The organism is Chloroflexus sp. (assembly GCF_049970315.1).
Taxonomy (GTDB): domain Bacteria; phylum Chloroflexota; class Chloroflexia; order Chloroflexales; family Chloroflexaceae; genus Chloroflexus.
Window position 1 is genome coordinate 253,980 of sequence record NZ_JBMFNE010000004.1, and the last position, 14,051, is coordinate 268,030.

The window sequence follows — 14,051 nt, forward strand, 5'->3', positions numbered from 1 at the left end:
GGCATAGGTCAATCTACATTAATGGCCATTCTCCAGCGCCTGTTCGCTATACACAAAACGGTTGAGCACCAATGCCACCTCTTCTGCCGGGGTCAACCCATCGTTAACGAGAATGATCGCATCGGCAGCCGGTTGTGAAACGTGGGCATCGAGCGCATCGCGTTCGGCCAGGGCAGCGGCAATTTGTTCGAGGGGCATGTCAATATTCCGGCTGCGCAACTCGGCAGCCCGCCGGCGGGCACGTTCGGCCAATGACGCTTGCAAATAGATCTTCAGATCGGCGTCGGGCATGACCACGGTACCAATATCGCGCCCTACCATCACCACTCGTCCGCGCTGACCGATAAGTTGCTGTTGACGAACCATTTCGCGTCGCACCGAAGGGAAACGAGCGGCGCGTGAGACGATCCGCTCGACTTCGGGGCTGCGGATTGCCCACGTTACATCTTCACCGTTGACCAAAACGGTGTACTGCCGTCCATCGGCGACTGTCGGTTGGGTGACATCAATGACTAACTGATGGGCCAATTCGCTCAGGGCTGCTTCATCGTCGGGATCGATACCCGCCCGTAATGCGGCTAGTGCTAGTGCGCGATACATCACTCCGGTATCGAAATAGAGATAGCCTAGCGCCTCGGCCAATAAAGCGCCGAGTGTACTTTTCCCTGCTGCCGATTGACCGTCGATTGCGATGGTTTGTGGTACACGCATGGCTTTATTGTAGCATACCGGCAGCGATGATCGCTACTCCCACTCGATAGTAGCCGGTGGCTTTGACGAAATATCGTATACGACGCGATTGACGCCTTCGACCTCATTCACAATTCGGCTACTGACGTGTGCCAGTAATTCGTAGGGTAAGCGCGCCCAGTCGGCTGTCATGTAGTCTTCGGTGGTAATCGCGCGCAGTGCGATAGTGAACCCATAACTACGCCCGTCCCCCATCACACCGACGCTTTGCACCGGCAGAAGAACGGCGAATGCCTGTTGGGTTGCACGGTAGTAGCCGCTTGCCCGCAGCTCTTCAAGGAAGATGCTGTCGGCTTTGCGCAATGTCTCTAGCCGTTCCCACGTTACGGTACCGATGATCCGCACGGCGAGACCGGGTCCGGGGAAAGGATGTCGCCATACCCACTCTTCGGGCAAGCCGAGTTGCAGCCCTGCTGCGCGTACTTCATCTTTGAAGAGGTAGCGGAGCGGCTCAACCAGCTTCAGTTGCATGTCGGCGGGTAGCCCGCCAACGTTGTGATGCGTTTTGATCTTCGCTGCCTTCGGTCGGTCCGGTGCAGTCGATTCGATCACATCGGGGTAGAGCGTCCCTTGAGCGAGGAACTCCACGCCTGCTAACGCACGCGCTTCGCGCTCGAAAATGCGAATAAACTTCTCACCGATAATCTTGCGCTTCTGCTCAGGATCAACCACACCATCTAATGCAGCGAGAAACTCTTCACGCGCATCAACCGCGATCAGCGGTACGTGAAAATGTTCGCGGAAGGTGTTGATGACCTGATCAGCTTCGCCGGCGCGCAAGAGGCCGTTATCAACGAACACGCAGGTCAACCGGTCGCCGATAGCGCGATGGATGATCAGGGCCGCCACTGCCGAATCAACCCCGCCGGAGAGGGCGCAGATAACGCGCCCGTGTGAGCCGACCTGTGCTCGGACCCGTTCAATCGCTTCGGTGACAAAACTGCTCGGCTGCCATTCGGGTTTTGCCCCGCATAGTTTGGCAAAGTTGGTCAAAAGTGCTCGCCCATACACGGTATGCACCACTTCCGGGTGAAACTGGACACCGTACCAGCGTCGGTGGTCGTCGGCAATGGCGGCAAACGGCGTGGCCTGGCTGGAGGCAATTGCCGTAAAGCCGGCGGGCAACTGCTCGATCCGGTCACCGTGACTCATCCAGACCGGCTGTTCGGTGGGGGTATCGGCAAAAAGTGGGTGGGGTTGGGTGACGGTGATCATCGCCGGGCCGTACTCACGCCCAGATGGACGACGCACCATACCGCCGAGGGTGTGGCTGATCAGTTGCATACCGTAGCAAATTCCAAGCACGGGTAGCTTGCTTTCGAGGAGCCATGGCGGTAAGGTTGGTGCCCCCGGTTCATACACACTGGCCGGCCCACCACTGAGGACAATTCCAACCGGGTTTAGCGCACGGATCTGCGCTTCCGGCGTATCGTGTGCGAGCAACTCGCTATAATAGCCCAATTCGCGTAGCCGTCGCACGATCAACTGCGCCGTCTGGGAACCAAAATCGAGCACCGGAATACTATGAGTCGTCATCATGTACCTGATCTATCTGTCTTGTAAGTACCGATAGACAAAAGGGCGCAGGTTGCTGCGCCCTTTCGCGTCGCTATCGGCATTATAACAAACTTTGCTTCATCCGGTTGAGACGTGCCGTAGGCGAGGGGGGTGTTTGGGCAATGGGGTCAAGATCGGTTCACGGACAGCCCGTTCTTCGTCGGGGGGAAGGTGGGCAAAGATAGTTGTATCTACCACCGAGTTGTCACCACCGTAGGGGTTTGGTACATAGCCGTCGGCGTTCCAGTCGTTATGCCATTCGTTGTCGTTGACGAGATAACGGTATTGGTAGGTGCGCCCAGCTTCAAGGTCGAGCGTTACCATCCAACCGTGTTCAGTGGCGCGGAGGGGAGTTGCATGACGATTCCAACCGTTGAAATCACCGACGAGGTAGATGGTGTCGGCCCAGAGAGCGGCGGGTAGCGAGAAGGTCACCCGCACTTTGCCGGTAGGACCGAGACGTTTCGTAATCATGGCCAAACTCCTTTGTCGGGCCGTTATGCTGACAACACTGTCAAAGGTTATACGTATTATAACATGTGCTTTGTGCCACGTCGAGATACGGAATAGTTGGTTGCCCTCCTCAACAGAGAAGGGCAAGAACGCCTTTTAGTTGGCATACACCGGCGTACACCAGTGTCGGTAGGCCGCGATCCGTCCCCGTACCACGTCCGCGTACAAATTGACCAGCATCGTGCCGATCGGGCCGATGGTACCGTTCCCAATAGGACGGCGGTCAATCTCAACAATCGGTTTGATCTCGACGCCGGTGCCGCAGAAGAAGGCTTCGTCGGCGACGTACAACTCAGTTCGATCAATCGGCGCTTCTTTTACCGGCAAGCCTAACTGCTTGTGTGCCAGCTCGATTACGACTTGTCGCGTGATCCCTTCCAGAATATCGCCGCTGGTTGGCGGAGTAATCAACACACCGTTACGCACGATAAACAGATTCGCTGCCGATGCCTCTGAGACATGGCCGTCGCTGCTCAGCACAATCGCCTCATCGTACCCGTTGAGCAAGGCTTCGCTCTTCGCCAGCGCCGAGTTAAGGTATGCACCACACGCCTTCGCCCGCGATGGGATGATGTTGTCATCGATCCGTCGCCACGAGGAAACGCACACGCGAATGGACGAACCACTGAGATATTGCCCAAAGCCAAGCGCAAACATGGTGAAACTGTCGGTGAGACCGTGCATTTGTACCGAGATGGCCGGATCACTCTTGTACAGCAGTGGACGAATGTAGACATCTTCGCGGAACTCTTCGCGCCGCAACAGATCGATGGTAATCTGGCATAATTCGTCAACACTGTAAGGCATCTTCATCATCAAGATGCGGGCCGAGCGGTGCATACGCTCCAGATGTTCGCGCAGACAAAAGACGTAGAGCTGTTGATGATCGGGATTCCAATACCCACGAATACCCTCAAAGCAGCCGGTACCGTAGTTGAGCGCATTGGTCATCACACTGACTTGCGCTTGCTCGATCGGAACGATGTCGCCGTTAAAGAATGCGAAACGGTTGTTGGGCATAATGCTCGTCCTTTCTAGCCAAATCAGGGGCAGTGTGTCTATTCTAAACCAGCTTACGGCGATGATTGCTGTTGGGCGTTGACGGCGATGTTTGATTGTCGTTGCAACTTACGATCGAGGATGACGAGACCGGTAGCGCTAATAAGACCAATCGTTGCAAAAATGATCCACGGGAGTGCCGGGAGATGGAGAACGGTAGCGAGATCGATCAACAGACCACCGCTCAGGTTCCCTAGTCCGCCGCCAAATGCGAGTGCCAGGGCATTAACCCCGAAGTATGAACCAAGTGCGCGTGGGTCGGCGAGTGCGGCAGTTACGCTCTGTTGGGATGGGGTGGCAAGCAAGGTGCCGATGGTAAAGATAACGACACAACCGATGAGCCATGGAAACGTCTCGGCGATGGCAACCATTCCCAGACCACCGGCCATCAACGCAATCCCGAGGATCAGGATGGTGGGTGGTCGGAGGCGTCGTTCAACCAGCCCCATGATCGGTATTTGCAAGAGGACGGTCATCCCCGCATTGATACCATAGATCCACCGCACCGCATCGGCAGCATTGGCTAATCGCTCGCCGGCCAGTGGTAAGCTGATCGTCAATTGGACCCACATAAACCAGTAGCCCATTAGTAAGGCTGTAAAGATCAGAAAGGGCCGGTCGCGCAATGCCAACCCTAAACCAAACCCTAGCCGTGTCCGATCACTTGCCGTCTCAAGTGGCGGCAAGAGTAAGCTGAGCACGCCGATCAGGGCAAAACAGATGGCGGCTGCCAGGGCTACCGTAGTAAAGCCAAAATCGAGCAAGAGTGAACCAACGAGCGGCCCGACTACCATACCTAAACCACTGCCCACTCCGTTGATCGAAAAGGCATGGGCGCGTTCGTCAGGGGTTGTCAACGCAGCAATTCCGGCTCGACTCGGTGCTTCAAAGAGTGCTCCACCGAGCGCCGAGAGTAGCATCGCGGCGAAGAGCAGCAATGGTGTGTTGGCAAAGGCAAGGCTGACGAACCCAAGAGCGCGGATCAAGACGCCGGCGGTAATCAGGCTACGTCCGCCAAAGCGATCTGAGAGCACCCCACCGCCGACACTCACCCCTTGCTGAACGAGTTGGCGCAACGCGAGCGCCATCCCGACCGTCACTGCGGCAAAGCCCATCGTTTGGACATAATGGACTGATACGAGCGGGATGACCATGAAAAAGCCGGCGTACATCATGAAGTTAATCACGATGAGGATGCTTAAGCCCCGATAGCGAGCGTGCTGTGCGAGGGTCATTGTGGTAAACCTTTTGCTGAGTCAATAATTCCTTGGCATAAGGTAGCATGCTTGCCTTAGGTTTGCCATCAATCGCAAGGTGGACCGTGCAGGAGTGGGTTCCTTCGAGTTGCTGGGTTTGCTCTTACCGATTGTCGTTTGCGATCATTTCATCACATATCACTGCAATAGGGCCAGAGGGGAGTCGGGTTAGCACGACCACGAGCCGACGATTGCCATTGCCGCTGAGCTGGTGGGCCAGTGTCGTTGTATCGAGCGGTGAACCTCGCTTCTTGACGGTGACCGGGCCGGCGTCAAGGTCGCGCAGTAGTGCCCGGAGCCGCTTCAGTTGAAAGGGCAGCCACGTAACAATCGGCCATGGGCGGGCGAATGGTGTGGGGTGATAGGTCGTGGTGGTGAGGTAGGCAATATCGGGTGAAAGTTGGGCAGCACCGAGTTGAGCGGCCAGTTCGGCAATTAGCCCGGCCCGGATGATGGTGGGGTCAGGTTCGTAGAGTACGGTCTGCGGTGTACTCAAGGGTGGTCGCGGTGCTGCGCCGGTGGTCAGCGATACCGCGTTGCCTGCACCGTTCAATACCGTTGCTCGCCGTTCGGTCGTCGCTAAAGGGCCGCACCAGAGCACTGCCTCCTTCAATTCACCGTCGAACGAGACAAACTCCAGTTCTGCCTCTGCCGGTATGTGGTTGCGGTCAATGCCGGGCGCCAACTTGACCACGAGTGCCGGATTGTGGCGCTGCCAGCCTAGCACGTGAGTCAGCGGTGGCTGAAACGCAGCCGGATCAAAGACCCGTCGGTCGCCGATGCGACGAGCCGGGTCACAGAAGAGCGCATCGGCGTGCGGTGGCGGTTCGTGCAACAGGTCGCGTTCGAGCCACAGCACCCGCTCATCCAGCCCTAATGCGGCGAGATTTGCTTGCGCCAGTGCCAACCGAATCGGATCGCGTTCCACCGCGATCACCTGTATGCCGGCAAGGGCCATTGCAATCGTATCACCGCCGATCCCACAACCTAGATCGGCCACTCTGCTCTGGCAGACTAATCGCGCAGCACGGTGTGCGGCTACCGGAGCCGCCGATGCCTGTTCGAGGGCGTCGCGGGTAAACAGCATTCGGTCGGCATACGGAAACTTCGCGATGGCTTTGCGCCGTAGCAATGCTTGTTCAATCGCCGCTCGCGCTCGTTCAGCAGGTAGGTGGCGACGAAGCCGGTTTAGTTCGGCCAAGAGGTCGGTTTCGCGTAGCTCGCGAATAGCAAGTTCGGCCAAGATCGCCTGACCTTCTGCCGAGTGTAGCCATTCGATGAGTGTAAGATCCATGCGAAGCAAAGATAGAATGGATAGATTCTCAGTTCCCTATCACGACCATTTCTCTCGCCGTAGTATATCCCATAAGTATCCTGAACGCGGTACAATATCGTGAGATACCTAAATAGTTGCCCTGGGAGGTTATATGTTACGCATCGGAAGTTGGTTGATGCTGTTGCTTGTTGTTTTGACAGCATGTACACCCCAAACAGTGCAAACGCCGGCCAGTACCGTTGCTGAACCAACAGCAGCACCGACCGCTGTTGTCACATCGGTACCACCAACGGTTGCACCGGCTACCGACACGTTGACGCCGGAAGCGGTGTCTGCCGGTATTCAGCAAGTACTCGATGATTATGTTGAAGCGTACAATACCAACAACGTTGAATTACTCCGCTCAGTCGTTGATCAGACCAATGCGCCTTTCCGTCGGTTGGTGGAAGAACGGTTCAACACGTTTCAGGAGTCATCGTTCAGCGGTTCACGGTTTAGCCGTATGCGTGTGCTCGAGGTCAAACCGCGCGAGCATGGCTTTTGGCAGGCTGCAATTGATGACGGTGGCTACCGGCGCGATCTGCTCTTCCGCCAGATGGAAGACGGACGTTGGGTGATGAGCGAGCCAACCGAGGAGCAGTTGGGTGCAAAGATCAAGATCGACAATGAGTATTTCACACTCAACACCTACGAATGGTCGGCAGAAGTCAACACTATCATTGAAGATATGGTCCTGCGCGCCCGCCAGCAAGTAATCGACACCCTTGGTCGCACGCCTGAGAACAAGTTCAACGTCTATCTCCGCCCGATCTTTGGTATTACGCCACCGGTCAATCCCAACTCATTAGCTTGGTATTCGGCAGGTTCACGCCCCCGCAACGACCGCGTCGATATTTTTGCGCCCTTCTCCTATGCCTTTGGCTTCTACGACCCGAATGTGGGTTGGGAAGCGGAGCTGTACAGCACGATTGTGCATGAACTGACCCATTGGGCGTATACCCGTGCATTTGCCCAAGAGTATCGAATCACTGACTGGATGAGTGAGGGTTTGGCCGAGTATGTCTCAAACAATCCGCGGCGCAATGCAGTGAGTGCCGCAGTACGCCGGGGCCGCATTATCCCGTTGGTCGACCCTAACGGTGGCGTTCGTCCGCAGGACATGGACCATATGACGACGTTGGAGGTTGATCGGAGCCTTGCCTACGGGTTTGCGTACTCGCTGGTCGCATATATCGTTGAGACGCAAGGTGGGCTGGATGGGTTCTGGCGTTTTGCGGCTGCGGTGCGTGATACGCCGGGTACTGGGATCGAGTTTTACGATAAGGCGTTGCAAAAAGCGTTTGGCATAACCTACGCCGAATTCGATGCTGGTTGGCGGCAGTGGCTGAAAGAGAATTACTGAGCAGAGATGGTAGCCACGAGGGTCGTCCTGTTGGGGCAACCATTGGGGCAACCACAAGGGTTGCCCCGACCCCGCGCCTAATAATGGAAAGGGTATAGACCCATATGCCAAAACCGCGTCTGCTGGTTCCCGGATTGTACGAACTCACCCTACCGATTCCCCTCTCTTCAGTCAACGTCTTCTTTATTCTGATGGCCGGTCACGTCACCATTATTGACACCGGCTACCCCGATCAAGGCGCCCGAGTATTGGCTGCACTGAACTTCCTTGGGCGTTCTCCCAAACAAGTACAACATATCATTGTGACGCATCACCATATCGATCACGCCGGTAATGTGGCTGCGCTGCAAGCACAAACTGGCGCGACGGTCTGGATGCATCCGCTTGATGCCGAATTGGTGGCAGCCGGCCAAGCGATACGCCCAACAACCGTCAGTTCCCCCGGCTGGTTTAATCGGGTTGCGTGTGGTGTTGCCAAACGGTTTATGCCGTCAACGTTTTCGCCGGCGTGTGTTGACCGCTTGGTCACCGATGGCGAAACGATCCCTGTGGCCGGTGGTCTCGAAGTCATTCATCTACCCGGCCACAGTGCCGGTCAGATCGGGTTGTATTGGTCGAGCCAACAGGTACTTTTTGCTGCCGATACAGTTATGCATCGAGGAAAAAGTTTACAGCAACCCATCGTGCTCGAAGATGCCACTGCGTTGGTCCACAGTGTACACCGTCTAGCCCAACGTCAGTTTGCAACACTCTGTTTTGGCTACGGCCCGGCGTTGTCGGGAAGGGCCGCCACCACTGCATTGCATCGCTATGCAGCGGCAAGCGCACGCTGATGAGAGTGCCGCAAGGTGAGTCTCGTCTTGGCACCGGCGATCACTTGTTGGAACACGTATTTCGCGCTACTATATCATCACTGCGACAACAAATGCCGAATTCATACAAGGAATGGTCACCCACGGTAACGCTCAAAGATGTAAGGAAGTTCTCTGTATGAAATTAAAATCTCGTTTCATGATCTTTATGGGTGCACTGAGTGGCGCGATGATACTTGGAGCGACGGGAGGTGCCTTGGGCTTGCTAATAGGACGCTTCCTCTTCAGTGGCTCAATGTCAATGTTAGATTTGGGGCTAGGTGTGCTCGGCTCAATCCTCGGTGTGATGGTGGGTAACGGACTAGGTGCTGCTATAATGGCAAAACGTCAGGGCAGGAGACGCAAAGCCTGGTTCTTCTGGCTGATCGGCGCGGGTGCGGTGATTATAGTAATGCTGTTGGCCGAACCGTTGCGCCTGAACCAGAATACCGGACTGATGATGGTTATCCTCTTGCTGTTTCCTCCGCTGGTCGAGAGTATGGTTGCCTGAAATGGCATCGTCTTGCAGGCTTGCAATTCTTCACTCCATTCAGGTGTTTGTGTCGTACTCTTGCTGCTTCTTCCCCAAGACCGGTTCTGTTGCTGTCTTGCGATGATGGACAAGGGATGGGATGCTGCCGCCGCTGCATTGTATTGCCATGCAGCAGCGAGCGCACGCTGATGAAGGGTGCCGTAAGGTACGTCTCGTCTTGGCGCCGGCTATCGCTTGTCGGAATACGTATTTCGCGCTACCATATCATCACTGCGGCAATGAATGCCATGCTTGTACAAGGAGGTACGCATGTCTCGGATTGTTCGCGCCCCTCGCGGTACGTCACTCACCTGTGCAAATTGGCAGATCGAAGCGGCATACCGTATGATCCAAAATAACCTTGATCCCGATGTCGCCTTCGATCCAGAGCATTTGATCGTCTACGGTGGGCGTGGGCGTGCTGCCCGCAATTGGGCTTGCTTCGACGCGATTCTCGCTACCTTGCGCCGTCTTCAGCCTGACGAAACCCTGATCGTACAATCGGGTAAGCCGGTTGCCGTCTTTCGTACCCACCTCGATGCACCACGGGTCTTGATCGCCAACGCTCATCTCGTGCCGGCATGGGCTACGCAGGCCAATTTTGACCGTTGGGAAGCGGCCGGGCTGACGATGTACGGGCAGATGACGGCAGGGAGTTGGATTTATATCGGCACGCAAGGGATTTTGCAAGGTACGTATGAGACGTTCGGCGCACTGGCCCGCTCGGCCGGTTGGGGGACGCTGCGTGGCAAACTGGTGGTGACTGCCGGTCTTGGCGAGATGGGTGGTGCGCAGCCGTTGGCCGTGACCTTGAACGAGGGCGTGATTATTGCCGTAGAGGTTGATCGTTGGCGGGCTGAACGGCGTCTCCGTCTCCGCCAAGTTGATCGCCTGAGCGATGATCTCGAAGAAGCGATGACGTGGGCAGAAGAGGCGCGGGCAGCCGGTACTCCTCTCTCAATCGCGTTGATCGGGAATGCGAGTGAGGTGCTACCCGAAATGCTTCGTCGTGGTGTAACACCCGATGTCGCTACCGATCAGACAAGTGCCCACGATGTGCGCTACGGTTATATTCCGGCCAGTCTGTCGTTGGAAGAAGCGGCTGCGTTGCGCGAGCGTGATCCTGACGAATACGATCGCCGGGCATTGGAGTCGATGGCTGAGCATGTGCGCGTATTGCTTGAATGGCAACGGCGTGGCTGCATCGTGTTCGATTACGGCAATAATCTGCGTCAGCGCGCGTTCGATGCCGGCGTTAAGGATGCTTTTAGCTACCCCGGTTTCGTGCCGGCCTATATCCGCCCTTTGTTTTGCGAAGGTAAAGGCCCGTTCCGCTGGGTGGCGCTCTCCGGCGACCCCGAAGATATTTACATTACCGATGGTGCAATCAGCGAGTTGTTCCCCGATAATGAGCATCTTGGTCGTTGGCTACGGCTGGCCCGTGAATACGTCACGTTTCAAGGCTTACCGGCTCGCATCTGTTGGCTTGGCTATGGTGAACGAGCAAAGGCCGGTCTTCTGTTAAACGATCTTGTCGCCCGTGGAGCGGTGAAAGCACCGATTGTTATCGGGCGCGACCATCTCGATGCCGGCTCGGTGGCGAGTCCCAACCGTGAAACGGAAGGTATGCGTGATGGTTCTGATGCCATCGCCGATTGGCCATTGCTCAATGCCCTGCTCAATGCGGTTGGCGGCGCGACGTGGGTCAGCATTCATCACGGTGGTGGCGTCGGTATCGGCTACAGCATCCACGCCGGGCAAGTGATCGTCGCCGATGGTACCCCCGAAGCCGCGCGCCGGATCGAGCGGGTGCTCACCACTGATCCCGGTATGGGCGTTGTGCGCCACGCCGATGCTGGTTATCCAGAGGCGATTGCATTTGCTCGCCGGCACGGGATCGATATGCCGATGTTGGGGCAGTAGCGTATGATAGAACCCTGTGACCTGCTGATCCACTCGGCCACACAACTCGTAACGTGTGCCGGGCCGCCCGGTTTGCGTCGTGGCCCGGCGATGCGCGAATTGGGAGTCATCCGCGACGGAGCAGTCGCTATTCGTGGATCGACCATTGTGGCCGTTGGTCCTGACACCGATGTCCGCCGTCGCTTCCGTGCGTCCCATGAGATTGATGCCCGTGGACGGGCCGTGTGTCCCGGTTTGGTCGATTGTCATACCCATATCGTGTACGCCGGTGATCGGGTTGAGGAATTTGAACAGCGCTGTGCCGGCGCTACGTATCAAGAGATTATGGCCGCCGGTGGTGGTATTTTGCGCACCATGCGGCTCACCCGTGCGGCGACAACTACTGAACTGGTTCATGCGGCACTACCTCGCTTGCGGCAGATGTTGTCGTTCGGGACGACTACCGCCGAAGTGAAGACCGGTTACGGTCTTGAACGCGACGCAGAATTACGTCAATTGGCAGCTATTGCGCTGCTTGATGCGGCACAACCGATTGAGCTTGTCCCTACCTTTCTCGCGGCGCATGCGGTGCCACCAGAGTTTACCGGTCGAGCCGATGCCTACATTGATCTGGTGGTCGAGTCGATGTTGCCGCTCGCTCGCGACTGGTATGCTGTCTCATCATTCGCTGCGCGCGAGATTCCGCTCTTCGTTGATGTCTTCTGTGAGCGCGGTGCGTTCGATGTGGCGCAGAGCCGGCGAGTGTTAGACGCAGCACGCAATTTGGGCCTGCTGCGCAAAGCCCACGTCGATGAGTTTGTCGAGCTGGGTGGGCTGGCAATGGCGCTTGAACTGGGCGCCACGTCAGTCGATCACCTCGATGTCACCAGCCCGTCGGCCTTTACAGCACTTGCAGCCAGCTCGACCGTCGCCGTCTTGTTACCGCTCGTCTCGCTCAATCTCGGTCTGAGCCATTTTGCTGCTGCGCGGGCAATGATCGATGCCGGCGTTGCCGTTGCGCTCAGCACCGATGCCAACCCCGGTTCGGCGCCATCGCTGTCATTACCGTTGACAATGGCAATCGCCTGTCGCTATCTGCGCATGCTTCCTGCCGAGACATTGATTGCAACGACGGTCAACGCTGCCTATGCGATCGGTCGCGGTGGGCGTGTTGGAGCATTAATGCCGGGCATGCAGGCCGATCTGCTCATCTTGGCCGCCGATGATTATCGCTGGCTGATGTATGAGTTAGGTGGAATGCCGGTGGCACAGGTGATCAAACGAGGGCAGGTCGTAGTTACCAATGATTAAGCATGGTACCGAGCGTATTGTAACGTTTACGATGGTTGAAAGCTATGTCTGGTGACGAAGTGCTTCTTGATGGGGCAAGCCTTACTATCGAGCAGGTTTTGGCCGTAGCCTATGGTCAACCCGGTAACCCGGCGGTACGCCTGGCCCCCGTAGCGCGCGAGCGAGTAACCCGCGCAGCCCAAGCTGTTCAAGATTTACTCGCTCGTGGCGTGGTCGCCTATGGGATCACCACCGGTTTTGGGGCATTCAAGGATCGGGTGATTGCGCCCGAACAAGTCGAACAATTGCAGTACAACATTCTGGTCAGCCATGCTGTAGGAGTGGGGCCGGTCTTCGATCTGCCTACGACGCGGGCCATTATGCTCATCCGTGCCAATACTCTCGCCCGTGGTCATTCGGGTGTGCGCCTGGAAACGCTCGAACGGCTGATCGATATGCTCAACTACGGTGTTCATCCGCGCATCCCTGGTAAAGGTTCGCTGGGGGCGAGCGGTGATCTCGCGCCACTCGCCCATATGGCGTTACCGATGCTCGGGTTGGGAGAGGTCGAATGGCATGGAGAGGTGATGCCGGCAACTGTCGTATTGCAACGGTTAGGCTGGCAACCGCTCCACTTGGCGGCAAAAGAGGGTTTGGCACTCACGAACGGAACGGCAGTCATGTGTGCGCTGGGCGTGCTCGAAACAGCACGTGCCGAGTTGTTGAGTGCGACCGCCGATATTGCCGGTTGTCTGAGCCTTGAGGCTCTTCACGGTACACCGGCAGCGTTCGATCCGCGTCTCCATGCGCTACGTCCCTTTCCGCGGCAGATCGAGTGTGCCGCTCATCTGCGCGACTTACTCGCCGGTAGTGAGTTTGTGCGCACGAACGATCCTCGTCACGTCCAAGATGCGTACACGTTACGCTGTATTCCCCAAGTCCATGGTGCTGTCCGTGATGCGATTGCGTATGCACGATGGGTATTCTCCATCGAACTCAATGCCGTGACCGATAATCCACTGATTTTTGTCGATGATGATGGTAACGTTGAGGTAATCTCCGGTGGAAACTTTCACGGTGAACCCCTCGCGATTGCGTTAGATTACCTCGGCTTAGCCGTTGCCGAATTGGGCAACATCGCTGAGCGACGTTTAATGCGCCTAACTGACGAAGCTTCCAACACGCACGTATTACCGGCGTTTCTCACCCGTGACGGTGGTCTCAACTCAGGATTTATGATTGTCCAATATACCGCTGCTGCCTTAGCCACTGAAAATAAGGTGCTCGCCCATCCGGCCAGCGTTGATAGTATTCCGACCTCGGCCAACGTCGAGGATCACGTGAGTATGGGTCTAACCGCCGGTCTTAAATTACGTTCGATCCTCGATAATGTCGCTCAGATCTTGGCGTTGGAGCTATTTGCCGCCGCACAAGGCATCGATTTTCGCCGTCAAGCCTTGGGTTCAGCAGCACGACTTGGTCGCGGCACCGGCCCGGTGTATGAGTTGATCCGTCAACACATCCCGTTTATCGCCGAAGATACGCTGCTGCATCCCTACATCATCACAATGAGCGAATTGGTAGCGAAGGGTAAGATCGTCGCAGCAGCGCAACAAGGTAGGTGAAGACGCTCCTCTCCCCCCACAGGGGAGAGGAGCGAAAC

12 protein-coding genes are annotated in these 14,051 nt (G+C 56.6%); 6 read left to right on the forward strand and 6 right to left on the reverse strand.

Going from position 1 to position 14,051, the window contains the following annotated elements; translation table 11 throughout:
• Positions 1 to 18: 18 nt before the first annotated feature.
• From cmk to ACP5OT_RS04880, 6 genes are all read right to left on the reverse strand, one after another.
• Positions 19 to 711, reverse strand: coding sequence for a (d)CMP kinase (gene cmk / locus ACP5OT_RS04855; RefSeq protein ID WP_424675500.1), 693 nt, complete (start codon positions 709 to 711; stop codon positions 19 to 21).
• A gap of 33 nt (positions 712 to 744) precedes the next feature.
• Positions 745 to 2,286, reverse strand: a complete 1,542-nt coding sequence (guaA, locus tag ACP5OT_RS04860) for a glutamine-hydrolyzing GMP synthase (protein WP_424675520.1) — start codon at positions 2,284 to 2,286, stop codon at positions 745 to 747.
• A 99-nt stretch (positions 2,287 to 2,385) separates the two neighbouring features.
• On the reverse strand, positions 2,386 to 2,781 hold the full coding sequence (locus ACP5OT_RS04865) for an isoamylase early set domain-containing protein (RefSeq protein ID WP_424675499.1): 396 nt from the start codon (positions 2,779 to 2,781) through the stop codon (positions 2,386 to 2,388).
• Positions 2,782 to 2,916: 135 nt separating this feature from the next.
• On the reverse strand, positions 2,917 to 3,840 hold the full coding sequence (locus ACP5OT_RS04870; protein ID WP_424675498.1) for a branched-chain amino acid transaminase: 924 nt from the start codon (positions 3,838 to 3,840) through the stop codon (positions 2,917 to 2,919).
• A gap of 53 nt (positions 3,841 to 3,893) precedes the next feature.
• Positions 3,894 to 5,114, reverse strand: coding sequence for an MFS transporter (locus ACP5OT_RS04875; RefSeq protein WP_424675497.1), 1,221 nt, complete (start codon positions 5,112 to 5,114; stop codon positions 3,894 to 3,896).
• A gap of 124 nt (positions 5,115 to 5,238) precedes the next feature.
• Positions 5,239 to 6,429, reverse strand: coding sequence for a class I SAM-dependent methyltransferase (locus ACP5OT_RS04880; RefSeq protein ID WP_428131492.1), 1,191 nt, complete (start codon positions 6,427 to 6,429; stop codon positions 5,239 to 5,241).
• 133 nt (positions 6,430 to 6,562) lie between these two features.
• On the opposite strand from ACP5OT_RS04880, the gene ACP5OT_RS04885 reads away from it, so the two are divergent.
• The 6 genes from ACP5OT_RS04885 (at position 6,563) to hutH (ending at position 14,013) form a co-directional block, all read left to right on the forward strand.
• Positions 6,563 to 7,813, forward strand: a complete 1,251-nt coding sequence (locus ACP5OT_RS04885; RefSeq protein WP_424675495.1) for a hypothetical protein — start codon at positions 6,563 to 6,565, stop codon at positions 7,811 to 7,813.
• Between the two features lie 104 nt (positions 7,814 to 7,917).
• The gene (locus tag ACP5OT_RS04890) at positions 7,918 to 8,646 is read left to right on the forward strand and encodes an MBL fold metallo-hydrolase (protein WP_428131495.1); all 729 of its coding nucleotides are present in this window, start codon (positions 7,918 to 7,920) and stop codon (positions 8,644 to 8,646) included.
• A 157-nt stretch (positions 8,647 to 8,803) separates the two neighbouring features.
• A complete protein-coding gene (locus tag ACP5OT_RS04895) occupies positions 8,804 to 9,175 on the forward strand; it encodes a hypothetical protein (RefSeq protein WP_424675493.1) in 372 nt (123 codons plus the stop codon).
• A gap of 291 nt (positions 9,176 to 9,466) precedes the next feature.
• Positions 9,467 to 11,119, forward strand: coding sequence for a urocanate hydratase (hutU, locus tag ACP5OT_RS04900; RefSeq protein WP_424675492.1), 1,653 nt, complete (start codon positions 9,467 to 9,469; stop codon positions 11,117 to 11,119).
• Between the two features lie 3 nt (positions 11,120 to 11,122).
• Complete coding sequence (gene hutI, locus ACP5OT_RS04905) at positions 11,123 to 12,409, forward strand: imidazolonepropionase (protein ID WP_424675491.1); 1,287 nt, start codon at positions 11,123 to 11,125, stop codon at positions 12,407 to 12,409.
• A gap of 44 nt (positions 12,410 to 12,453) precedes the next feature.
• On the forward strand, positions 12,454 to 14,013 hold the full coding sequence (gene hutH, locus ACP5OT_RS04910) for a histidine ammonia-lyase (RefSeq protein ID WP_424675490.1): 1,560 nt from the start codon (positions 12,454 to 12,456) through the stop codon (positions 14,011 to 14,013).
• The last annotated feature ends 38 nt before the right edge of the window (positions 14,014 to 14,051 follow it).